Raw genomic sequence first — 22,290 nt, 5'->3', positions numbered from 1 at the left:
GTCCTTTTGTTTTTAGAATGGCTTGCGGTACCGAAGACAGGAGTCACCATGTCCACCAACTCTCCCGACGACCGACCGGAGCGCGACCAGCGGCGACGGGACAGTGGTGACCGCGGTGACCGTGGCGGGTACCGAGGCGACCGCGGTGACCGCGGCGACCGCGGTGACCGCGGTGGCTACCGTCGGGACAACGACCGTGGTGGCTACGACCGTCGGGACGATCGCCGTGGTGACGACCGTGGTGACCGCGGTGGCTTCCGTCGAGACGACAGCCGTGGTGGCTACGACCGTCGGGACGACCGCCGTGGTGACGACCGTCGGGACGACCGCCGTGGTGGCGACCGTCGGGACGACCGCCGTGGTGGCGACCGTCGGGACGACCGCCGTGGTGGCGACCGTCGGGACGACCGCCGTGGTGACGACCGTGGTGACCGCGGTGGCTTCCGTCGAGACGACAGCCGTGGTGGCTACGGCCGTCGTGACGACCGGCGTGACGATCGGCCTGATGACCGTCGGGACGATCGGCGTGATGACCGGCGTGACGGCGACCGTGGACCTCGTCCCGCGTACCGCCGCGACGACCGTCCAGGCGGGCCGCGTCGGGACGACCGCGGCGACCGTGGTTTCCGTCGGGACGATCGCGGTGACCGTGGCGAGCGTCCCTCCTACCGCCGTGATGACCGCCGTGATGACCGTGGCGAGCGCCGGGGTGACGATCGCGGTGGCTATGGTCGCCGGGACGACCGTCGTGATGATCGCCGTGACGGTGACCGGGGCGGATACCGCCGCGACGACCGGCGTGATGACCGGCGGGACGGCGACCGTGGACCTCGTCCCGCGTACCGCCGCGACGACCGTCCAGGCGGGCCGCGTCGGGACGACCGCGGCGACCGTGGTGGCTACGGCCGCCGCGACGACCGCCGGGACGACCGCCGGGACGACCGTCGCGGTGAGGACCGCGGCGGGCGCGGCGGATTCCGGCGTGACGACAGCCGTGCCGGATACGGCCGCCGCGACGACCGTGGTGACCGCCCCGAGCGCACCGATCGCGGTGAGCACGGTGGCTTCCGCCGTGACGACCGCGGCGGATACGGCGGTGACCGTGGTGGCTACGGCGGCGGCCGTCGTGACGACCGCGGCGGGCGCCCCGGTGGCTTCCGTGGCCGGCCCGGTGACGACCGGCGCGGTGGTGGTGGCCGCTTCCGTGAGGAGCGCGAGCGGGACCGCGACCGTGAGCCGATCAAGCGGCTGCCCATCCACGAGGACGTCACGGGCGACGAGATCGACAAGGACGTACGGCAGGAGCTGCAGAGCCTCCCGAAGACGCTCGCGGAGGACGTCGCCAAGAACCTGGTGATGGTCGCCCGGCTCATCGACGAGGACCCCGAGCGCGCGTACGGGTACTCCAAGGTGGCCCTGCGTCTGGCGTCGCGTGTCGCCGCCGTGCGCGAGGCGGCCGGGTTCGCGGCGTACGCCAACCAGAAGTACAGCGAGGCGCTCGCCGAGTTCCGGGCCGCGCGGCGTATGACCGGCAACATGGACCTGTGGCCGGTCATGGCCGACTGCGAGCGCGGGCTCGGGCGGCCGGAGAAGGCACTGGACATGGCGGGCGCCGCCGAGGTGCACAAGCTGGACAAGGCCGGTCAGGTCGAGATGCGGCTCGTCGCCGCCGGCGCCCGGCGTGACATGGGGCAGCTCGACGCCGCGATCGTGACGCTGCAGAGCCCCGAGCTGGCCTCCAACTCCGTGCAGCCCTGGACCGCCCGCCTGCGCTACGCCTACGCCGACGCCCTGCTGGCCGCCGGGCGGGAGAGCGAGGCCCGTGAGTGGTTCGCGAAGGCCGTTGAGGCCGACCGCGACGGCAGCACGGACGCCTCCGACCGGCTGGCCGAGATGGACGGTGTGGAGTTCGTCGACGCCCTGGACGAGGGCGAGCACGACGGCGGGCACGACGGTGACAGCGACGCCGAGCACGACAGTGATGGCGACAGCGACCACGAGTCCCAGGACGCCTCCGCGGAAGACGGCGACAAGGACTGACGTCCGTCAGTCAGATGAGAGGGCGGGATCCCGGGCAACCGGGATCCCGCCCTCTTCGTGTCAGAGGTCCAGCGCGCGCAGCACAAGCCCCGACGCCGGCTTCGGGCCGAACGACGTCGACTTGCGGGGCATCGTCACGCCCTCGCGGGCCAGGTCGAGTACGACCTCTTCGCGGACCGGGTGCAGCAGGACCGCCGTACCGCCGTTGCGCTCCGCCTTCTCGACCGTGGCGGCCGCGTCGTGGATGTAGGCGATGTGCGCGGAGGAGTCCTCGGGGATGTGCCAGACGTGCTCGAGGAGCGCCGCGTGCAGGACCGTGGCGTCCAGGGTCTGCCAGGCGAAGGGACGGTCCGCCGGGACCGTGCGGGTCAGCAGGTCCGGGTCCGGGCGGTCGATCAGATGGAAGGCGCCGTCGCCGGCCAGCAGGAAGGCGTTGCCGGTGCAGGCCGCGTCCGCCAGGACCTCCAGGGCCTCGGGCAACGACACGTCGAAGTGCCGTACCCGGAACAGGCCGTCCAGGGACGCGAGCGCGTCCGCCACCGGCAGGCCGTGCAGCAGACGGTGGATGGCCCGGACGCGGAGCGGATAGCGGACGGTGTCCACCAGCAGGACCAGTCCGTAGTCCCAGGGGCTGGGGGAGGGATGCTCCGCGCGTAGACGCAGATAGGTGGCCCAGCGGTGGTGTCCGTCGGCGATCAGGGCCTGACGCCGGGACAGGTCCGACTGGACGAGGTTCACTTCGGCCGGGTCGGTGACCGACCACAGGCGGTGGTGGAAGCCGTCCTCGGTGGTCGTCGAGAGCAGCGGGGGCCGTTCGGCGGTGCGTTCGACCACGTCGGACGCGGAGCCGTTGCCGCGGTAGGTCAGGAGCAGGGGCTCCAAGTTCGCCGAGGTGGCGCGCATCAGGGCGGCGCGGTCGGCGATGATGGGCGGCATGACGTCCTCGTGCGGCAGGACCACGCCCTCCGAGGGCTCCGAGACGCGCAGGGCGCCGATGATGCCGCGTTGCAGCATGCCGTTGCCGTCGCTCTGCTCGTAGATGTAGAGGCCCGGCTCGGGGTCGGTGGTCAGGACGCCCTCGTCCAGCCAGCGGCGCAGGGTGTCGGCCGCCTGTTCGTTGCCCGCACTGGGGGTGCCGGCCTGCGGAAGGATCAGCCGGACGATGTTGTGCGGATCGGCCGATTGGAGGTGGTGCAGGCCGTCGGGGCGGACGACGACGTCGTAGGGCGGGGATGTCACGGCGGCCAGGCTGCCGACCCGGTCGGGGTCGTACCGAAGGCCTCGGAACGGGGTCAGTTCCAGGCCTCGGGGCGCCGTTGCTTCCGAGTGACCTGCAGTGTTCATCCCGGCATCGTACGTGTGCCGGTGGCATGCGGGATGATCGGTGGGTGAGCGAGCGATCGAGGAGCGATGTGGAATGAGCCAGGGTGTCAGGACGAGGCCCGAGGGCAGTGGCCGGCCCCTGAGCGAGGTGTACGACACGGCGCTGCTCGATCTCGACGGGGTGGTGTACGCGGGCGGGAACGCGATCGTGCACGCGGTCGAGTCGCTGGCCGTGGCGCGTGCGGGAGGTATGCATCTGGCGTACGTCACCAACAACGCGCTGCGGACCCCCGACGCGGTGGCCGAGCACCTGAGCGAGCTCGGGATACCGACGGGCGCCGGTGATGTCATCACCTCCGCTCAGGCGGTGGCGCGGCTGATCGGCGAGCAGGTGCCGGCGGGGGCGCGGGTGCTGGTGATCGGCGGTGACGGCCTGCGGGTGGCGCTGCGTGAGCGCGGTCTGGAGCCGGTGGAGTCGGCGGACGACGATCCGGCGGCGGTGGTGCAGGGCTACGGCGGGCCCGGCCTGACCTGGGGACGGTTCGCCGAGGCGTCGTACGCGGTCGCGCGCGGCGTGCCGTGGTTCGTCTCCAACACCGATCTGACGATCCCGAGCGGGCGCGGGATCGCACCGGGCAACGGCGCGGCGGTGGAGGTGGTACGGATCGCCACGGGAGCCGAGCCGCAGGTGGCGGGCAAGCCGTTGCCGCCCATGCACCGGGAGACGATCCTGCGGACGGGTGCGAAGCGGCCGGTGGTGGTCGGGGACCGGCTGGACACGGACATCGAGGGCGCGTTCAACGGCGAGGTCGACTCGCTGCTCGTGCTGACCGGTGTCACCGACGGCGCCCAGCTGCTCGCCGCGCCGCCGCAGCACCGGCCGACGTACGTGGACGCCGATCTGCGCGGGCTGCTCACCGGCCAGCCGGAGATCACCCGGGAGAGTGAAGGCTTCCGGTGCGGTGGATGGACGGCCACCGCGGGGAGCACGGGAAGGCTGGAGCTGGAGGGCGACGGCGAGGCCCTCGACGGTCTGCGGGCCCTGTGCGCGGCGGCCTGGACGGCGGCCGGGGACGGCTCCTGCGAGCTGGAGGGAGACAAGGCGCTGGCGCGGCTCGGGCTGTGAGTGCCATGGGCCGATGAGTCCGCGGGCGCGTGAGCCTGTGCGCCCCCCGCCTCGACATCGAGATCGCATACGAGGGTAGGCTAACCTAACTTCGTGTTGGTCGACAGTCCTCCCGAACAGCGCGCGGAGACCGCCCCCGCGCCCCCAACCCGTCGGGCGATACGGGCCGTTGGGCTCGTCATCGCCGTGGCGGTCCTGGTGCTCGTCGCCCTGGCGAGCATCGCGATCGGCGCGAAGGCGCTCCCGCTGGACCAGGTCTGGCACGGCCTGTTCCACGACTCGGGGACGTACGGCGACGTCGTCGTCGACGAGCGGCTGTCGCGTACGGTCCTCGGCCTGCTCGCCGGTGCCGCGCTCGGGCTTTCGGGCGCGGTGCTGCAGGCGCTCACGCGCAATCCGCTGGCCGACCCCGGGCTGCTCGGCATCAACGCGGGCGCCTCGGCCGCGGTCGTCACCGCCATCACCTACTTCGGCGTCACGAGCCTGAGCGGGTACGTGTGGTTCGCGTTCGCCGGCGCGGCGGCGGTCGGCGCACTGGTCTGGTTCCTCGGCGGCAGCCGGGGCGCCACACCGGTGCGCCTCGCGCTCGCCGGTACGGCGATCAGCGCCGCGCTGTACGGCTATCTCCAGGCTGTGATGATCATGGACGACGCGGCGCTGGGCAAGATGCGCTTCTGGACGGTCGGTTCACTGGCCTCGGCGACCGACTCGACCATCCTTCAGGTACTGCCGTTCCTCGCGGTCGGCACCCTCCTCGCGCTCGGGCTCGCCCGGCCGCTGAACGCCCTGGCGATGGGCGACGACACCGCCCGCGCCCTCGGTGCCGACCTCAACCGCACCCGGGCCCTCGCGATGCTCGCCGCCACCGTGCTGTGCGGCGCCGCGACCGCGGCCTGCGGGCCCATCGTGTTCGTCGGCCTGATGGTCCCCCACGTCGTGCGCTCCTTCACCGGCCCCGACCTGCGCTGGATCCTGCCGTACGCGACCGTCCTGTCGCCGGTGCTGCTGCTCGGTGCCGACGTCGTCGGCCGGATCGTCGCCCGGCCCTCCGAACTCCAGGTCGGCATCGTCACCGCGATCCTCGGCGGTCCGGTCTTCATCTTTCTCGTACGACGGCGGAGGACTGCGCAGCTGTGAAGACTCACCGGACGACCCGCGCGGGCCGCGCCCTACGCACGCCCGGCGGGCTCTCCGTCCGGCTGGACGTCCGCGCGCTGATCGTCGTCGTCCTGCTGCTGGTGGCCGCGCTCACCGCGAGCGTGCTGCTGATCGGCACCGGCGACGCCGAGATCCCGGCCGTCGACGTCCTCAGGACGCTGGCCGGGAACGGCACGGCGTTCCAGGACTTCATCGTCAACGAGCTGCGGCTGCCGCGGGTCCTGGTCGGCCTCCTGGTCGGCGCCTCGCTGGGCCTCGGCGGCGCCCTGTTCCAGTCCGTCTCGCGCAACCCGCTGGGCAGCCCCGACGTGCTCGGTCTCTCGCAGGGCTCGACGGCCGGCGCGCTCGTCGTGATCGTGCTGACGTCCGGCTCCGCGGACGAGGTCACCATCGGCGCGCTCATCGGCGGCCTGGTCACCGGGCTCGCCATCTATCTGCTCGCCTGGAAGCAGGGCGCGCACGGATACCGGCTGGTCCTGGTCGGCATCGGCGTCTCCGCCGTCGTCACCGCCGTCAACGGCTATCTGCTCACCAAGGCCGACCTCGTCGACGCGGCCCGCGCGGTCGTGTGGATGACGGGGTCCCTGGGCGGCCGCGACTGGAGCCAGGTCTGGCCGCTGCTCACGCTGTGCGCCGTCCTCGTACCGCTCGTCCTCGCGAACGCGCGCGGCCTCAGGATGCTGGAGATGGGTGACGACGTCGCGTACGCCCTCGGGGTGCGCGTGGAGCGCGTACGGCTGCTGATGCTGGTCTCGGCCGTCCTGCTCACCGCGGCCGCCACCGCCGCCGCGGGCCCCGTCAGCTTCGTGGCGCTCACCGCGCCGCAGCTCGCCCGGCGTCTGACCTGCTCGCCGGGCCCGAACCTGGTGCCCTCCCTGTGCATGGGCGCCGCGCTGCTGGTCACCGCCGACTGGGCCGCGCAGCGGGCCTTCGGCGCCGATCAGCTGCCCGTGGGCGTGGTCACCGGTGTCCTGGGCGGCATCTATCTGCTCTGGCTCCTTGTCACCGAGCGCAAGGCAGGCCGGATATGACCGCCACCGGCCGGACGAACAACCGAAGGAGCACAGTGAACCGCCTGTCCGCCGAGGACGTCACCCTCGCCTACGACCAGCGCGTCATCGCCGAGCGGCTGTCGGTGGAGATCCCCGACAACTCCTTCACGGTGATCGTCGGCCCGAACGCGTGCGGCAAGTCGACGCTTCTGCGGGCGCTGTCCCGGATGCTGAAGCCCAGCCGGGGCCGGGTGCTGCTCGACGGGCAGGTCATCCAGTCGATGCCCGCGAAGAAGGTCGCGCGGACGCTCGGTCTGCTGCCGCAGTCGTCCATCGCGCCCGACGGGATCACCGTCGGCGACCTGGTGGGCCGCGGCCGCTATCCGCACCAGGGCATCCTGCGCCAGTGGTCCGCCGAGGACGAGCGGGTCGTGCGGGAGTCCATGGCGCGGACCCGTGTCGCCCATCTCGCCGATCGGTACGTCGACGAGCTGTCCGGCGGTCAGCGCCAGCGCGTGTGGATCGCGATGGCGCTCGCCCAGCAGACCCCGCTGCTGCTCCTCGACGAGCCGACCACCTATCTGGACATCCAGCACCAGATCGACGTCCTCGACCTGTGTGCCGAGCTGCACGAGGAACAGGGCCGCACCCTGGTCGCCGTGCTGCACGACCTCAACCACGCGGCTCGTTACGCCACGCATCTGATCGCGCTCAGGAGCGGTCGGGTGATCGCCGAGGGCGCCCCGAACGACATCGTCACCGCGGAGCTGGTCGAGGAGGTCTTCGGACTGCGCTGCCAGGTCATCGACGACCCGGAGACGGGCACGCCCCTGGTGGTGCCCGCGGCGCGCAGGGCCCGCGTGGAAGCGAAGGACGGCGTGGAAGCGAAGGTCGCCGCTACAGAAGCTTCCTGAGGCGGAACAGGTCGAGCAGGCTCGCCTCCAACCTCACCCGGCCCGAGCCCCAGGCCTTGGCGAAGTGCAGTTCGCCGTCGACCAGGGCCACCATGTCGTCGCCGGCCATGGTGAGCCGGATCTGGGCCTTCCTGGGCGGCGGTCCCGGAAGGGTCTCGTCGACCACGATCCGGCCGTCGGTCATCCGGCCGAGGAAGGTGACGTCCAGGTCGGTGACGTAGCAGCTCACCGAACGGTCCAGGGCGGCGGCCTCGCGGACGCCGCCCCGGGCGTCCCGCATGTTGTCCGAAAGCTTTTCGAGTGCGTCGCGGCACTCCTCGATCGTGGCCATCGCGATCGACGTTACCTCAGTGGTTCGAGGTAGCGTCTGGGCATGAACGACGCAGCGCCGGAGACCGAGGGCCCGCAGGAAGCGGTGGTCGAACCCGAGTACGACGTCGAGCACGGCGTCGAGTACGACCCTGCCGCGCCCGCCCCGCTGGAGGTCCCGCGCACCCCCACCGGCAACGCCGAGGTCGACGCCCTGCTGGAGCGGCTGGCCGATGCGGACCACCTCGCCACCGACGGTCACGTCGAGGTGTACGAGGATGTACATCGGGGGCTGCGCGACGCGCTCACCGCGCTCGACGCCCGCCCGGGACCTCCGGCGCCCCCGTCGCCGTTGTCGTATCAGAGCAGGAGCTGAACTGAACGTGGCAGGAGTCGTACGCCGTCGTCTGGACGCGGAGCTGGTCCGCCGGAAGCTCGCGCGCTCGCGTGAGCACGCCAGCCAGCTGATCGCCGCGGGGCGGGTCACCGTCGGCAAGACCGTCGCGACGAAGCCGGCCACACAGGTGGAGACCGCGGCCGCGATCGTGGTCCAGAACGACGACAGCGACCCGGAGTACGTGTCCCGGGGCGGCCACAAGCTGGCCGGCGCGCTTGCGGCCTTCGTGCCCCAGGGGCTCGTCGTCCAGGGGCAGCGCGCACTGGACGCCGGCGCCTCCACCGGCGGCTTCACCGACGTCCTGCTGCGGGCGGGCGCCGCGCACGTCGTCGCCGTCGACGTCGGTTACGGCCAACTCGCCTGGTCTCTCCGGAATGATGAACGCGTCACCGTCAAGGACCGTACGAACGTACGCGAGTTGACGCTTGAAGCGATCGATGGGGAACCTGTGGATCTTGTCGTGGGTGATCTGTCCTTCATCCCGCTCGGCCTGGTGCTGCCCGCCCTGAAGCGGTGCGTGCAGCCGGACGCCGACCTGGTGATGATGGTCAAGCCGCAGTTCGAGGTGGGGAAGGAAAGGCTGGGGAGCGGGGGAGTCGTACGGAGTCCGCAGCTGCGGGCGGAGGCCGTACGGGGCGTGGCCGAGAAGGCGTGGGAACTGGGGCTCGGTGTGCGGGGAGTCACCGCCAGCCCACTGCCCGGACCGTCCGGCAATGTCGAATACTTTCTGTGGCTGCGGGCCGGAGCACCGGAACTGGACCCGGCCGATGTTGACCGTGCAGTGGCGGAGGGGCCGCGTTGACACAGAACCGAGCTCGTACTGTTTTCCTGCTTGCCCACACCGGGCGGCCCGCGGCGATCCGCAGCGCCGAGCTCGTGGTCAAGGGGCTGCTGCGGTCCGGCGTCGGCGTACGGGTCCTGGAGTACGAGGCGCGCGATCTGCCGCTGCCCGAGGAGGTGGAGCTCGTCGAGGAGGCGACTCCGCAGAGCCTCGACGGGTGCGAGCTGCTGATCGTGCTCGGCGGTGACGGCACGCTGCTGCGCGGCGCCGAGTTCGCCCGCGCGTCCGGCGTGCCGATGCTCGGCGTCAACCTCGGCAGCGTCGGATTCCTCGCGGAGGCCGAGCGCGACGACCTGGACAAGGTCGTCGACCGGGTGGTGAGCAGGGCGTACGAGGTCGAGGAGCGGATGACCGTCGATGTGGTCGTGCACCGCAACGGCGACATCGTGCACACGGACTGGGCGCTGAACGAGGCGGCGGTGCAGAAGGCGGGCGCCGAGAAGCTGCTCGAGGTCGTGCTGGAGATCGACGGGCGGCCGGTGACGGGCTTCGGGTGCGACGGGATCGTGCTGTCGACGCCGACCGGGTCGACGGCCTACGCCTTCTCCGCGGGCGGGCCCGTGGTGTGGCCCGAGGTCGAGGCCCTGCTGATGGTGCCGATCTCGGCCCACGCGCTGTTCGCCAAGCCGCTCGTCACCTCGCCGGAGTCGGTGCTCGCCGTGGAGGTGCTGCCGCACATTCCGCCCGGCGTGCTGTGGTGCGACGGCCGGCGCACCGTCGAGCTGCCGCCGGGGGCGCGGGTCGAGGTGCGGCGGGGAGCGGTGCCGGTGCGACTGGCCCGGCTGCACCACGCCTCCTTCACGGACCGGCTGGTGGCGAAGTTCGCACTGCCGGTCTCCGGGTGGCGGGGAGCGCCCCACTAGCCCGCGGCTGGGGGGTGTCGTTTGGATCATCCCGGCGTCGCGGGGTCTGGCACGCACTCCCCCCAAGCTCTTCGAGCAGGGGGGACCCCCAGCCGCGTTGTCGTCACTCTCCCCCAAGCTCTCGGCTTCGCTCGAGCAGGGGGGGACCCCCACCGCTCCGCGTCGACTCCCTCCTCCGCCTTGCAGCTGCACGCTCCCCCAAGCTCTCGACTGCGCTCGAGCAGGGGGACCCCCATGACCCCGCTCGGGGAGGGCCAGACCGCACCGTTGGTCACGGCCGACCTGATCCAAACGACACCCCCTAGCTCGCGCGGGTGACATCGGATGCTCGATGCGTAATCGTCACCTGCACCTTCACACGATGGGGGCGGGGGCCGTCGCACTTCCCCGCCCCGACCTCGTATGGTCTTGTGCGTGCTGGAAGAGATGCGGATACGGTCGCTCGGAGTCATCGACGATGCCGTCGTCGAGCTGTCGCCCGGGTTCACCGCCGTCACCGGTGAGACAGGTGCGGGCAAGACCATGGTGGTCACCAGCCTGGGGCTGTTGCTGGGCGGGCGCGCGGACCCGGCGCTCGTACGGATCGGTGCCGGCAAGGCGGTCGTCGAGGGGCGGATCACCGTGGCCTCGGGTGCCGCCGTCGTCGTACGGGCGGAGGAGGCCGGCGCCGAGCTGGACGACGGGGCGCTGCTGATCAGCCGTACCGTTTCCGCCGAGGGACGGTCGCGGGCCCATCTGGGCGGGCGCAGCGTGCCCGTGGGGGTGCTCGCCGAACTCGCCGACGAACTGGTCGCCGTGCACGGGCAGACCGACCAGCAGGGTCTGCTCAAGCTGTCCCGGCAGCGGCAGGCCCTCGACCGGTACGCGGGCGAGGCGGTCGCCGGGCCGCTGACCAAGTACACCGGGGCCTACCGGCGGCTGCGGGCCGTCTCCGCCGAGCTGGAGGAGATCGTCACGCGCGCGCGTGAGCGGGCCCAGGAAGCCGACATCCTGCGCTACGGGCTCGACGAGGTCGCGGGCGTGGAGCCGCGGGCCGGCGAGGACGTGGAGCTGGCGGAGGAGGCCGAGCGGCTCGGCCACGCGGAGGCGCTGTCGTCCGCCGCGACCGCCGGGCACGCCGCTCTCGCGGGCAACCCCGAGGACCCCGAGGGCATCGATGCTTCGACGCTCGTGGCGGGTGCGCACCGGGCCCTGGAGGCCGTGCGCTCCCACGACCCGGCGCTGGCCTCGCTCGCCGACCGCATCGGCGAGATCGGGATCCTGCTGGGCGACGTGGCGGGCGAGCTCGCCGGGTACGCCGACGACCTGGACGCCGACCCGCTGCGGCTGGCGGCCGTGGAGGAGCGGCGGGCAGCGCTCACCGCGCTCACCCGCAAGTACGGCGAGGACATCAACGCCGTGCTGGCCTGGGCCGAGCAGGGAGCCGCGCGGCTGACCGAACTCGACGGCGACGACGGACGGATCGGCGAGCTGACCGCCGAACGGGACGCGCTCCGCACCGAGCTGGGCGGTCTCGCCCAGGCGCTGACGGACGCGCGCACGGAGGCCGCCGAGCGGTTCGCCGCAGCCGTGACCGCCGAGCTGGCCTCCCTCGCGATGCCGCACGCGCGCGTGTCCTTCGACATCCGGCAGACCGAGGACCCCGAGGGCGTCGAGGTCGGCGGGCGCACGGTCGCCTACGGCCCGGCGGGCGCCGACGAGGTCGAGCTGCTGCTCGCACCGCATCCGGGAGCGCCGCCGCGGCCCATCGCCAAGGGGGCGTCCGGCGGTGAGCTCTCGCGCGTGATGCTCGCCGTGGAGGTCGTGTTCGCGGGGACCGACCCGGTGCCGACGTATCTCTTCGACGAGGTCGACGCCGGTGTCGGCGGCAAGGCCGCGGTCGAGATCGGCCGGCGGCTGGCGCGGCTGGCGAAGACCGCGCAGGTCGTCGTGGTCACCCACCTGCCCCAGGTCGCCGCGTTCGCGGACCGGCAGCTGCTCGTGGAGAAGACCAACGACGGGTCGGTCACCCGCTCCGGTGTGAAGGTCCTCGAGGGCGAGGAGCGGGTCCGTGAACTGTCCCGGATGCTCGCCGGGCAGGAGGACTCGCAGACGGCCCGGGCCCACGCCGAGGAACTGCTGGCCGCGGCCCGCGCGGACGGCTAGCGGGGCCGCCTTCTAGGGTGGCCGGATGATCACCCGTACTCGAAGGACCGGCTCGTTCGTACTCGCCGCCGCGCTCACCGCTGCCGCGGCCGCCGCCCTGCGCGCCAAGGCGCCGGGCGGACGGGAACGTTGGGAGCGGAAGAACCATGCGGGGCGGACCGTCGGGCTGTACGCGGGCGCCGCGGCCGCCGGGGCCACCGCCGTGGCGGCCGGGCGCACACACCCGCCGCCGGGTTCGCGGTGCTGGCCGCAGGGGTGTGCGGGGCGTACGACGACGTGGCCGGGGCCGGTGACCCACGGCGAGGCTTCCGGGCTCACCTGGCCGCGCTGCGCGAGGGCGAAATCACCAGCGGTGCGGTCAAGTTGGCCGGTGTCTCGGCCGCCGGGCTGGTCGCGGGGGCGATGCTGAAGGAGCGGTTCCTCGACAAGGTGCTCGCGGGGGTGGTGATCGCCGGGGCCGCGCACTTCGTCAACCTCGTGGACGTACGGCCCGGTCGGGCTGCGGGCGCCGTGCTCGCCTTCGGGGCGCCGGGCCTGCTGCGGAAGGGGCCGGGGGCCGAGCTGGCCGCGGTCGCGATGGGGGCCGCGGCGGCCGTGCTGCCCGAGGATCTCGGTGAGCGCGTGATGATCGGTGACACGGGGGCGCACGCCCTGGGCGCGACTCTCGGCACTGCCGTCGTCGCGGGCAACGGGCGCGCCGGACTGCTCGCGCACGCCGTCGCGGTGGTGGCCGCGGCCGTGTGTGGCGACCGGGTGAGCGAGCTGGCCCGCTCGCTGTGACGGGTGACGGGGTCTGACCTTCGTACAGACACTCCGGGGTGTTCGGCCGAGCCGGGATTTTCGACACTCGTGTGGGTGACGCGATCCCCGCGCGGCGAGGCGGGCCCGAGCACCGTGCGCCCCCTCACAGTTCCCGGAACACCCCTCGTTCCTGGCATCCTTGGCAGGGAACGCGGTACGCGTAGGAGGCGCGCGCGGGGTCATCCCCTCGCCCGATACCTTCTGTACGTTTCTTCGTGACCGCCCGACGCCGAATCAGGAGCCCCGGCCACGTGAGCCACGTGAGCAGCAACTCGCCGCACGGTCAGTCGCCGCTGCGCACCGTGCAGGTGCTGGGCGGAGGCAACGCCGGCAGCAGCGCGCACGTGCGCTCCCTGGCCGCCGGGCTCGTCGCGCGGGGCGTGCGCGTCACGGTGTGCGCCCCCGTCGAGGCCGATCGCTCCTACGACTTCACCGGGGTCGGCGCCGAGCACGTCCACATCCCGCGCAGCAGCGACCCGGGTTCCGTCGCCGCGCTGCGGGCGGTCTGCGCGGACGCCGACCTGGTGCACGCGCACGGGCTGCACGCCTCCTTCCGTACCGTGCTCGCGCTCAGTGGCCGGGACACCCCGCTGGTCGTCACCTGGCACAACCGGGCGCACGCCGAGGGAGCCCGCGGGCATCTGCTGCGGCTGCTGGAGCGGCGGGTCGTGCGGACGGCGGCCGTGGTGCTCGGCACCACCTCGGACCTCGTGGACCGGGCGCGCCGCACCGGCGCCCGGGACGCCCGGCTCGCCGCCGTCGCGCTGCCCGGCTCGCGCCCGCCCGCCGAGGTGGACGACCCCGACCGGCAACCCCCCAAGGTGCGGGCCGAACTCGGCGCCACCGGACGTCCGTTGCTCATCGCCGTCGGCTCCCTCGACCGGCACCGCGGCTACGACGTCCTGCTGGACGCGGCCCGCGCGTGGTCCCGCCTCGATCCTGCGCCGCTGCTCGTGATCGCGGGGGAGGGGCCGCTGCGCCCGGAGCTGCAGCGGCGGATCGAGGACGAGGAGCTGCCGGTCCGGCTCATCGGGCGGCGGGAGGACGCGCGCGAGCTGCTCGACGCCGCCGATCTCGCGCTGCTGACCAGCAGGTGGGAGCCTCGCTCCGTCCTCGCCCAGGAAGCCCTGCACGCGCGCGTGCCGCTCGTCGCGACCGCCGTCGGCGGCATCCCGGACCTCGTCGGCGACGCGGCCGAACTCGTCCCGTACGGCGACGCGGCGGCGCTCGCCGAAGCCGTCGTACGACTGCTCGGCGACCCGGCGCGCTGCGAACTGCTCAGGGACAGAGGCGTACGGCAGGCGGCCGGCTGGCCGACCGAGGACGAGACCGTGGCCCAAGTCCTCAGCGTGTACGACGAGTTGACACAGCCGCGCGCCTTCTCCTAGGGCACGTGCCGACGGGCGCGCAGGGCCAGGCTCAACGCCAGTACCGTCTGCGGGTCTTCGAGGTCGGTGCCCAGCAACTCCCCGATGCGGGCGAGGCGGTTGTAGAGCGTCTGCCGGTTGAGGTGCAGCTCGCGGGCCGTCTCGGCCTTGCGGCCCGCGTGCGCCAGATAGGTCTCCAGCGTGGGCAGCAGCGGCGGCTTGGAGCGGTTGTCGTGGTCCCGCAGCGGGCCGATGGCGCGGTCCACGAAGGCCGCCAGGTCCGGGTGGTCGCGCAGCCGCCACAGCAGGAGGTCGATGTCGAGGCGGCGGGCGTCGTACCAGGGGCGGTCCGACAGACCCTGCGCCGCCGTCGCGGTCTCCGCCGCGTGCCGCAACCCGGCCGACGCCGCCGCCCAGCCAGCCGCCACCCCGACGACCACGACGGGCGGCTGCGCTCCCGGCCGCTGCATCCCGGCCCGCTCCGCCCCGGCCCGCAGCGCCGCCGCGACCCGGTCGGCCACGGCCGACCGCTCCGACTCCGACCGCAGCCCGAGCAGCAGCGGCACCCGCCCCTCCACAGGCCGCACGCCCAGCAGGACCGGCACCCCCACCGAGGCCAGCTCCTCCGCGACCGCGCGCGCCAGGACCGCCCAGCCGCCGCCCGGGGAGAGGGTGTCGCCCAGCCGCATCACCACCGGCAGCAGCGGGCTGTTGCCCGGTTTGAAGCCCAGCACCCGGGCCTGCGCGGGCGCGTCCTCGGCCGCGATGCGCCCCTCGGCGAGGTCGGTCAGGAAGTCGCCGCGCCCGCGCGCCGCGAGCTCCTCCTCCTGACGGGCCTGCATCAGCACGACGGCCAGGATGCCGGCGGCCCGCTCGGCGGCGATCCGGTGCACGGGAGCCAGCGGATTCCGCACCGGCAGCAGGACCAGCCGGGCGCGCACCGACCCCGTGCCCGGCCCGCCGCCCGGTACGTCCACGAGCACCGAACCGGCCGACGGCGGCGCGTCCTTGTGGTGGCCGCGCAGCCCCTCCCACACCTGCAGCGGATCCGCGCCCTCCGGCCCGGATCCGGCGGCGTACAGGAGCTGACCGTCGGTCGTCTCCAGGAACACCGGGTTACCGCTGAAGTCGGCCAGGATGCTCAGCACCTGCGGCACCCCGCCGCCGCCCAGCAGGGCCTCGGTACAGCGGCGGTGCACCTCCTCGGCCCGCTGGAGCAGCGCGTAGTGGCCGTTGACGATCTCGGTGTGGATCTCCTCGGTGACCGTCACGAACGGCACCTCGCGGTGCAGCTGGACGAGCGGCAGACCGGCCGCCCTCGCGGTGTCGACGAGGGCGGCGGGCAGCCGGGTGAAGCGCGGCCCGAGCTCCACGACCAGGGCCGCGATGCCGCGCTCCGCGAGGGTCCGCACGAACGCCCGCTGGTCGGCCGGGCGGGTGCCCAGGCCATAGCCGGTGGTGAGCAGCAGCTCGCCGCCCTTCAGCAGCGAGGCGATGTTCGGCACCTCGCCCGCGTGCACCCAGCGCACGGTGCGCCCCAGCCGGTCGGCGCCCGCGATGATCTCCGGGAGCCCGCTGCGCAGCCCGGGCAGCTCCAGCGCCCGCTGAACGGTGATCCCCGCGCCCTGCGTGTCGAATCCGCTGCCGGCTCTGCCGTGCGTACCGCTGTCAGTACCGCTGTCCATGCAGCGGACGCTACCTGCGGGAACGCCATGGCGTCAGCTCCGGCGGCGGGCTAGACCGGCCGGATGTTGTGGTTGCAGCGGAAGACGTTGTCGGGGTCGTACGTCCGCTTCACCTTCTCCAGCCGCAGCAGGTTCCCGGCGCCCAGCCCCGCGCCGACCCGCTCGGGGCCCTCGTCCCCGACGAGGCCGAGGCAGACGGCACCGGTGGTCCAGGGACGGACGTCGGCGCGGGCGTCCCGCACCCAGGCGAGGGCCCGCTCGTCGTCGGCCGGGTCGGCCCAGCGGGCGAACGGGTGCGCCGTCCAGGACGCGTCCCGGTACGGAACCGGGTACCGGGCGGGTCCGGTGGCGGCGGCGCCACCACCCGGGAAGAGCGTGTACCGGGACCCGCTGGGCACGGGCACCGGAACGGCCTCCGCGCGGGCGCAGAAGGCGTCCACCAGTTCGTCGGGCAGATCGGTCAGACACTCCGCCGACCAGTGGGCACGCAGTCCGGGGAAACAGTCCAGCAGGCGCAGCGCTTCGGCGCCCGGCAGCATCGCCTCGTACGGCAGTGCCAGCAGGGGCTCGGCGACCTTGCGCAGGTCGGCCTCGCCCCCCGCGTACGTCAGCAGGGCGCCGTACACCGGCCTGCCCGAGGCCGGACACGTCACGGCTCCGCTCACCTGGTCGGGCCCCGTTCGGATGATCTCGCGGAAGGTACGGACCACCTCGCGGCCGAACTCGGGGCGGTACAGCAGCAGTGCGACGGAGAACTCCGGCAGTTCGTGCAGCTCCAGGGTCAGCGCGGTGGCGATGCCGAAGTTGCCACCGCCGCCGTGCAGCGCCCAGAACAGCTCCGGGTTCTCGTCGGGGCTGGCATGGACGCGTTCGGCGTCGGCGGTGACCAGTTCGACGGCGATCAGGTCGTCCACGGCGAGGCCGAAGGCCCGGTCCAGCAGGCCGGTGCCACCGCCCAGAACGAGCCCGGCGACGCCGACGGCCGCGGCCGCGGTGCCGTTGGCGGCCAGGCCGTAGGGCCGCGTGGCCTGATGCAGCCGGCTCACCGTGGCGCCGCCCTCGACCCGTGCGGCCTCCCCGGCCGGATCGACGGTCACCTCGTGCATCCGGCGCAGATCCACCAGGAGCGCGCCCTCGGTCGGGGCCGTGCCGGCCAGGCCGTGGCCGCCACCGCGTACGGCGATGCGCAGGTCCAGGTCTCTCGCGAAGCGCACGGCCCGGACGACGTCACCCTCGTCCGCGCACCGCGCGATCACGGCCGGGCGCAGGTCGACCGTCCCGCTGAACACGGTCCGGGCCTCGTCGTAGCCCGGGTCCCCCGGGGCGAACACCTCGCCGACCAGATCCTCGCGCAGCGCGAGGAGGGCCGCGTGCGCCTTGGAGAGGGAAGCCATGCAGCCCCTTTCGGAGAGGGCCGGTCCGTCCCTTCCAGCCTAGGCGGGCAGCCCCACCGGGTCGCGCCCGCCGACCATGCTCACCCGCGCACGCGCGGCCGGACCCCGCCGAACCCCCGGAGGGCTCAGCCGCCGTACGCGCCGGAAGCCGTCAGGCGCAGGGCCGTGTCGATCAACGGGACGTGGCTGAAGGCCTGCGGGAAGTTGCCGACCTGGCGTTGGCGGCCCGGGTCCCACTCCTCCGCGAGCAGGCCCAGGTCGTTGCGCAGTGACAGCAGCTTCTCGAACAGCTTGCGGGCCTCGTCCACGCGGCCGATCATCGCGAGGTCGTCCGCCATCCAGAACGAGCAGGCAAGGAAGGCGCCCTCGTCACCCGGGAGACCGTCGACGCCCTCGTGCTCGCCCTCCGTCGGGTAGCGCAGGATGAAGCCGTCCGTGGTGGACAACTCGCGCTGGATCGCCTCGATGGTGCCGATCACCCGCTTGTCGTCCGGCGGCAGGAAGCCCATCTGCGGGATCAGCAGCAGCGAGGCGTCCAGCTCCTTCGAGCCGTACGACTGCGTGAACGTGTTGCGCTCCTTGTCGTAGCCCTTCTCGCACACGTCCCGGTGGATGTCGTCGCGCAGCTCGCGCCACCGCTCCAGCGGGCCGTCCGCGTCACCGGACTCGATCAGCTTGATGGTGCGGTCCACCGCGACCCAGGCCATGACCTTGGAGTGCACGAAGTGCCGGCGCGGCCCGCGCACCTCCCAGATGCCCTCGTCCGGCTCGTCCCAGTGGTCCTCCAGGTAGCGGATCAGCTTCAGCTGGAGGAGGGAGGCGTAGTCGTTGCGGGCGAGCCCGGTCATGTGGGCCAGGTGCAGGGCCTCGGTGACCTCGCCGTAGACGTCCAGCTGGAGCTGGTGCGCGGCGCCGTTGCCGACCCGGACCGGGGCCGAGTTCTCGTAGCCGGGCAGCCAGTCCAGCTCGGCCTCGCCCAGCTCGCGCTCGCCCGCGATGCCGTACATGATCTGCAGGTTCTCCGGGTCGCCGGCGACCGCCCGCAGCAGCCACTCACGCCAGGCGCGGGCCTCCTCGCGGTAGCCGGTGCGCAGCAGCGAGGACAGGGTGATCGCCGCGTCGCGCAGCCAGGTGTAGCGGTAGTCCCAGTTGCGGACGCCGCCGATGTCCTCGGGCAGGGAGGTGGTGGGCGCGGCGACGATGCCGCCGGTCGGGGCGTACGTCAGCGCCTTGAGGGTGATCAGGGAGCGGATCACCGCCTCGCGGTACGGTCCGTGGTACGTGCAGTGCTCGACCCACTCGCGCCAGAACTCCTCGGTCGCCTCCAGCGAGGTCTCCGGCTCCGGCAGCGGCGGCGGCTCCTTGTGCGAGGGCTGCCAGGAGATCGTGAACGCGATCCGGTCGCCGGGGGCCACCGTGAAGTCGGCGTAGGTGGTCAGCGATTTGCCGTAGGTCTCGGCCTCGGTGTCGAACCACACCGAGTCGGGACCGGCGACCGCTACCGTCCGGCCCTCGTGCTTGTGCACCCACGGCACGACCCGCCCGTACGAGAACCGCATCCGCAGCGCCGAGCGCATCGGCACCCGTCCGGTGACGCCCTCGACGATCCGGATCAGCTGCGGGGCCCCGTCACGCGGCGGCATGAAGTCGGTCACGCGCACCGTGCCGCGCGGGGTGTCCCACTCCGACTCCAGGATCAGCGAGTCGCCCCGGTAGGTGCGCCGCGCCGCGGTGGGCGGCTCCGAGTCGGCCGCGTGGGCGGGTCCGAGCCGCCAGAATCCGTGCTCCTCGGTGCCCAGCAGACCGGCGAAGATGGCGTGCGAGTCGAAGCGGGGCAGGCACAGCCAGTCGACTGTGCCGTCCCGGCAGACCAGCGCCGCGGTCTGCATGTCTCCGATGAGTGCGTAGTCTTCGATGCGCCCGGCCACGTGCAACTCCAGTCGAACGGCCACGTCGCCCCCGGGGAAAAGGGGGCTTTCGCTAGTGCGGTCAAGGGGTCGTTGTTGTGCGTCGTTGAGCGGTGAAGCAAAGCAGCCGAGCCGCCCAGAGGCAGAACGACAGTCATAGCTCAACGAACTGCCGAGCTCTCGTTGTTCCGGTTGGTACGAGCGGGGGTGTGCCGCGTTCTTCCGGCCGGGCTCGGCAGCGAGTGTCCGAGCAGGATACGACGCACGTAGATGATCTGCGTGCCGCTCCGGGCAACCCGTGTGGGCCGAACGAGTGAGCACCGGGTGAGAACACCGTAAGGTGTGCGCGCCCGTGTCGGCCCGTGCGCGGAGCGTGGCCGGAAGCCATCTCCTCGAGGCGCTGATACCCTGGTAGCCCGTGGACCGGTGGGCGAGAAACCCCCGAACCGCAGCGGCGGCACCCCCGGATACCTCCGGGCGGGGAGCCGTACCGCACCACAGACAGCGACCACGGGAGCCCCCTCTTGGCCATGCCGCCCACGGCTTTTCGACACAACGCAGCCACGACGACCAAGCACATCTTCGTCACCGGGGGTGTCGCCTCCTCTCTCGGCAAGGGCCTCACGGCCTCCAGCCTCGGCATGCTGCTCAAGGCCCGGGGACTGCGGGTCGTGATGCAGAAGCTCGACCCGTACCTGAACGTCGACCCGGGCACGATGAACCCCTTCCAGCACGGTGAGGTGTTCGTCACCAACGACGGCGCCGAGACCGACCTGGACATCGGACATTACGAGCGCTTCCTTGACCGCGACTTGGACGGCTCCGCCAACGTCACTACAGGCCAGGTGTACTCGACCGTCATCGCCAAGGAGCGGCGCGGCGAGTACCTGGGCGACACGGTGCAGGTCATCCCGCACATCACCAACGAGATCAAGCACCGCATCCGCCGTATGGCCACCGACGAGGTGGACGTCGTGATCACCGAGGTCGGCGGCACGGTCGGCGACATCGAGTCGCTGCCGTTCCTGGAGACGGTCCGCCAGGTCCGGCACGAGGTCGGCCGTGACAACGTCTTCGTCGTCCATATCTCGCTCCTGCCGTACATCGGCCCCTCGGGAGAGCTGAAGACGAAGCCGACCCAGCACTCGGTTGCGGCCCTGCGCAACATCGGTATCCAGCCGGACGCCATCGTGCTGCGCTGCGACCGCGAGGTGCCCACCGCGATCAAGCGCAAGATCTCGCTGATGTGCGACGTCGACGAGGCCGCCGTGGTCGCCTGCCCCGACGCCCGCTCCATCTACGACATCCCGAAGACGGTGCACGGAGAGGGCCTGGACGCCTACGTCGTCCGCAAGCTGGACCTGCCCTTCCGTGACGTGGACTGGACGACCTGGGACGACCTGCTCGACCGCGTCCACAAGCCCGACCACGAGATCACCCTCGCCCTGGTCGGCAAGTACATCGACCTGCCCGACGCCTATCTCTCGGTCACCGAGGCGCTGCGCGCCGGCGGCTTCGCCAACCGTGCCCGCGTCAAGATCAAGTGGGTCACCTCGGACGACTGCAAGACCCCGGCGGGCGCCAAGGCGCAGCTGGGCGACGTGGACGGCATCTGCATCCCGGGCGGCTTCGGCGACCGTGGTGTGCTCGGCAAGGTCGGCGCCATCCGCTACGCCCGTGAGAACAAGATCCCGCTGCTCGGTCTCTGCCTGGGCCTGCAGTGCATCGTGATCGAGGCCGCGCGCAACCTGGCCGACATCCCGGACGCCAACTCCACCGAGTTCGACGCCGCCACCGGCCACCCGGTCATCTCCACCATGGCCGAGCAGCTGGACATCGTCGCCGGTGAGGGCGACATGGGCGGCACGATGCGGCTGGGCATGTACCCGGCCAAGCTGGCCGAGGGCTCGATCGTGCGCGAGGTGTACGACGGCAAGGAGTACGTCGAGGAGCGGCACCGGCACCGCTACGAGGTGAACAACGCCTACCGCGCGGAGCTGGAGAAGAAGACCGGCATCCTCTTCTCGGGCACCTCCCCGGACGGCAAGCTCGTCGAGTACGTCGAGTACCCGCGCGACGTCCACCCCTACCTGGTCGCCACGCAGGCGCACCCGGAGCTGCGCTCGCGTCCGACCCGTCCGCACCCGCTGTTCGCCGGGCTCGTCAAGGCGGCTGTCGAGCGTCAGCGGGCAGAGGGCGCGCAGGAGAATTCGAAGTAACACACCAGTTGTACGGTTGCCGGGGTGCATACCTTCAAAAGGTGAGCACCCCGGTTTCAGCCGACCGGTCTTTTGTGAAGCGTGTGGAAGGACAGGGCATGACGATCAAGGACATCCCCGAGGAGTGGGAGATCCGGGCCACGGAGACCCCCTTCGTGGGGAACAAGACCTCCGTCCGCACGGACGAGGTGGTCATGCCCGACGGCTCGGTGCTCCGCCGCGACTACCAGGTCCACCCCGGCTCGGTGGCGGTCGTCGCCCTCGACGCCGAGGACCGCGTTCATCTCATCCGCCAGTACCGGCACCCGGTCCGGCACAAGCTCTGGGAGATCCCGGCCGGTCTGCTCGACATCCCCGGCGAGAACCCGCTGCACGCCGCCCAGCGTGAGTTGTACGAGGAGGCGCACGTCAAGGCGGAGGACTGGCGGGTCCTGACCGACGTGTACACCACCCCCGGCGGCTGCGACGAGTCCGTACGGATCTTCCTCGCCCGTGATCTGTCCGAGGCCGACGGGCAGCGCTTCGAGGTCGAGGACGAGGAGGCCGACATGGAGCACGCGCGCGTTCCCGTGGCGGAGCTCGTCCGGGGCGTGCTCGCCGGCGAGCTGCACAACAACTGCCTCGTCGTGGGGGTCCTTTCCCTGATCGCCGCCCGCGACGGCGACGGCCTCGACGCCCTGCGCCCGGCCGAGGCACCGTGGCCCGCGCGCCCCTTCGAGTCCTGAACCCGGCCGCCCCGCCAGCGGTGTGACGATCGCCTGATCCGATCGAGGGACCTGCCCGCCGTGCTCCGCACGGATCGTCGCAGA

18 protein-coding genes and 1 pseudogene are annotated in these 22,290 nt (G+C 72.4%); 13 read left to right on the top strand and 6 right to left on the bottom strand.

Annotation, left to right across the window (positions count from 1 at the left end; all coding sequences use genetic code 11):
• Positions 1–12: 12 nt before the first annotated feature.
• The gene (locus N8I87_RS09020) at positions 13–1,260 is read right to left on the bottom strand and encodes a hypothetical protein (protein ID WP_263216975.1); all 1,248 of its coding nucleotides are present in this window, start codon (positions 1,258–1,260) and stop codon (positions 13–15) included.
• On the opposite strand from N8I87_RS09020, the gene N8I87_RS09015 reads away from it, so the two are divergent.
• Complete coding sequence (locus N8I87_RS09015; protein WP_263216360.1) at positions 1,249–2,040, top strand: MSCRAMM family adhesin SdrC; 792 nt, start codon at positions 1,249–1,251, stop codon at positions 2,038–2,040. The genes N8I87_RS09020 and N8I87_RS09015 overlap by 12 nt on opposite strands.
• A 60-nt stretch (positions 2,041–2,100) precedes the next feature.
• On the opposite strand, the gene N8I87_RS09010 is transcribed toward N8I87_RS09015, so the two are convergent.
• A complete protein-coding gene (locus tag N8I87_RS09010; protein ID WP_263207148.1) occupies positions 2,101–3,384 on the bottom strand; it encodes a DUF1015 domain-containing protein in 1,284 nt (427 codons plus the stop codon).
• Positions 3,385–3,457: 73 nt separating this feature from the next.
• On the opposite strand from N8I87_RS09010, the gene N8I87_RS09005 reads away from it, so the two are divergent.
• From N8I87_RS09005 to N8I87_RS08990, 4 genes are all read left to right on the top strand, one after another.
• Complete coding sequence (locus N8I87_RS09005) at positions 3,458–4,489, top strand: HAD hydrolase-like protein (RefSeq protein WP_263207147.1); 1,032 nt, start codon at positions 3,458–3,460, stop codon at positions 4,487–4,489.
• Between the two features lie 93 nt (positions 4,490–4,582).
• Positions 4,583–5,626 (top strand): FecCD family ABC transporter permease, encoded by a 1,044-nt coding sequence (locus N8I87_RS09000; RefSeq protein WP_263207145.1) that lies wholly within the window; start codon positions 4,583–4,585, stop codon positions 5,624–5,626.
• The gene (locus N8I87_RS08995) at positions 5,623–6,678 is read left to right on the top strand and encodes a FecCD family ABC transporter permease (protein ID WP_263207143.1); all 1,056 of its coding nucleotides are present in this window, start codon (positions 5,623–5,625) and stop codon (positions 6,676–6,678) included. The genes N8I87_RS09000 and N8I87_RS08995 overlap by 4 nt, the downstream gene beginning before the upstream one ends.
• Entirely contained in the window at positions 6,675–7,553 is an 879-nt protein-coding gene (locus N8I87_RS08990; RefSeq protein WP_263207142.1) for an ABC transporter ATP-binding protein, read from the top strand. Before N8I87_RS08995 ends, N8I87_RS08990 begins: the two co-directional genes overlap by 4 nt.
• Here the strand turns inward: N8I87_RS08990 and N8I87_RS08985 are convergent.
• Positions 7,537–7,884, bottom strand: a complete 348-nt coding sequence (locus N8I87_RS08985) for a sterol-binding protein (RefSeq protein ID WP_263207141.1) — start codon at positions 7,882–7,884, stop codon at positions 7,537–7,539. The two genes, N8I87_RS08990 and N8I87_RS08985, sit on opposite strands and share 17 nt — an antisense overlap.
• Positions 7,885–7,926: 42 nt before the next feature.
• On the opposite strand from N8I87_RS08985, the gene N8I87_RS08980 reads away from it, so the two are divergent.
• The 6 genes and pseudogenes from N8I87_RS08980 (at position 7,927) to N8I87_RS08955 (ending at position 14,297) form a co-directional block, all read left to right on the top strand.
• Positions 7,927–8,238, top strand: a complete 312-nt coding sequence (locus N8I87_RS08980) for a hypothetical protein (protein ID WP_263207139.1) — start codon at positions 7,927–7,929, stop codon at positions 8,236–8,238.
• 7 nt (positions 8,239–8,245) lie between these two features.
• Positions 8,246–9,061 (top strand): TlyA family RNA methyltransferase, encoded by an 816-nt coding sequence (locus N8I87_RS08975; RefSeq protein WP_263207137.1) that lies wholly within the window; start codon positions 8,246–8,248, stop codon positions 9,059–9,061.
• Complete coding sequence (locus N8I87_RS08970) at positions 9,058–9,963, top strand: NAD kinase (RefSeq protein WP_263207135.1); 906 nt, start codon at positions 9,058–9,060, stop codon at positions 9,961–9,963. The genes N8I87_RS08975 and N8I87_RS08970 overlap by 4 nt, the downstream gene beginning before the upstream one ends.
• A gap of 402 nt (positions 9,964–10,365) precedes the next feature.
• Positions 10,366–12,108 (top strand): DNA repair protein RecN, encoded by a 1,743-nt coding sequence (recN, locus tag N8I87_RS08965; protein ID WP_263207134.1) that lies wholly within the window; start codon positions 10,366–10,368, stop codon positions 12,106–12,108.
• A 25-nt stretch (positions 12,109–12,133) separates the two neighbouring features.
• Positions 12,134–12,888, top strand: a pseudogene (locus N8I87_RS08960) (hypothetical protein).
• 272 nt (positions 12,889–13,160) lie between these two features.
• Complete coding sequence (locus N8I87_RS08955; protein ID WP_263207133.1) at positions 13,161–14,297, top strand: glycosyltransferase family 4 protein; 1,137 nt, start codon at positions 13,161–13,163, stop codon at positions 14,295–14,297.
• Here the strand turns inward: N8I87_RS08955 and N8I87_RS08950 are convergent.
• The 3 genes from N8I87_RS08950 to N8I87_RS08940 form a co-directional block, all read right to left on the bottom strand.
• Positions 14,294–15,961: a PucR family transcriptional regulator gene (locus tag N8I87_RS08950; RefSeq protein ID WP_263207132.1), complete on the bottom strand. Its 1,668-nt coding sequence runs from the start codon at positions 15,959–15,961 to the stop codon at positions 14,294–14,296. The two genes, N8I87_RS08955 and N8I87_RS08950, sit on opposite strands and share 4 nt — an antisense overlap.
• A gap of 50 nt (positions 15,962–16,011) precedes the next feature.
• The gene (locus tag N8I87_RS08945) at positions 16,012–17,355 is read right to left on the bottom strand and encodes an FAD-binding oxidoreductase (RefSeq protein ID WP_263207131.1); all 1,344 of its coding nucleotides are present in this window, start codon (positions 17,353–17,355) and stop codon (positions 16,012–16,014) included.
• A gap of 125 nt (positions 17,356–17,480) precedes the next feature.
• Positions 17,481–19,283 (bottom strand): glycoside hydrolase family 15 protein, encoded by a 1,803-nt coding sequence (locus N8I87_RS08940; protein ID WP_263207130.1) that lies wholly within the window; start codon positions 19,281–19,283, stop codon positions 17,481–17,483.
• A gap of 509 nt (positions 19,284–19,792) precedes the next feature.
• On the opposite strand from N8I87_RS08940, the gene pyrG reads away from it, so the two are divergent.
• Positions 19,793–21,481 carry a CTP synthase gene (gene pyrG / locus N8I87_RS08935; RefSeq protein ID WP_263207128.1) on the top strand — a complete coding sequence of 563 codons (1,689 nt, stop codon included), beginning with the start codon at positions 19,793–19,795 and terminating at the stop codon, positions 21,479–21,481.
• Positions 21,482–21,579: 98 nt separating this feature from the next.
• Positions 21,580–22,206, top strand: coding sequence for an NUDIX domain-containing protein (locus tag N8I87_RS08930; protein WP_263207127.1), 627 nt, complete (start codon positions 21,580–21,582; stop codon positions 22,204–22,206).
• The last annotated feature ends 84 nt before the right edge of the window (positions 22,207–22,290 follow it).

The sequence above is a fragment of the Streptomyces sp. HUAS 15-9 genome, assembly GCF_025642155.1.
Classification (GTDB): domain Bacteria; phylum Actinomycetota; class Actinomycetes; order Streptomycetales; family Streptomycetaceae; genus Streptomyces.
The sequence above is the reverse complement of the archived record's forward strand: the minus strand, read 5'-3'. Positions and strand labels throughout refer to the sequence as shown.

Bases quoted from the DNA above. Each gene is read 5' to 3' on its own strand.
- N8I87_RS09010 (WP_263207148.1), bottom strand. From the start codon at position 3,384: ATGAACACTGCAGGTCACTCGGAAGCAACGGCGCCCCGAGGCCTGGAA.
- N8I87_RS09005 (WP_263207147.1), top strand. From the start codon at position 3,458: ATGAGCCAGGGTGTCAGGACGAGGCCCGAGGGCAGTGGCCGGCCCCTG.
- N8I87_RS08990 (WP_263207142.1), top strand. From the start codon at position 6,675: ATGACCGCCACCGGCCGGACGAACAACCGAAGGAGCACAGTGAACCGC.
- N8I87_RS08985 (WP_263207141.1), bottom strand. From the start codon at position 7,884: ATGGCCACGATCGAGGAGTGCCGCGACGCACTCGAAAAGCTTTCGGAC.
- N8I87_RS08980 (WP_263207139.1), top strand. From the start codon at position 7,927: ATGAACGACGCAGCGCCGGAGACCGAGGGCCCGCAGGAAGCGGTGGTC.
- recN (WP_263207134.1), top strand. From the start codon at position 10,366: ATGGTCTTGTGCGTGCTGGAAGAGATGCGGATACGGTCGCTCGGAGTC.
- N8I87_RS08950 (WP_263207132.1), bottom strand. From the start codon at position 15,961: ATGGACAGCGGTACTGACAGCGGTACGCACGGCAGAGCCGGCAGCGGA.
- N8I87_RS08945 (WP_263207131.1), bottom strand. From the start codon at position 17,355: ATGGCTTCCCTCTCCAAGGCGCACGCGGCCCTCCTCGCGCTGCGCGAG.
- pyrG (WP_263207128.1), top strand. From the start codon at position 19,793: ATGCCGCCCACGGCTTTTCGACACAACGCAGCCACGACGACCAAGCAC.
- N8I87_RS08930 (WP_263207127.1), top strand. From the start codon at position 21,580: ATGACGATCAAGGACATCCCCGAGGAGTGGGAGATCCGGGCCACGGAG.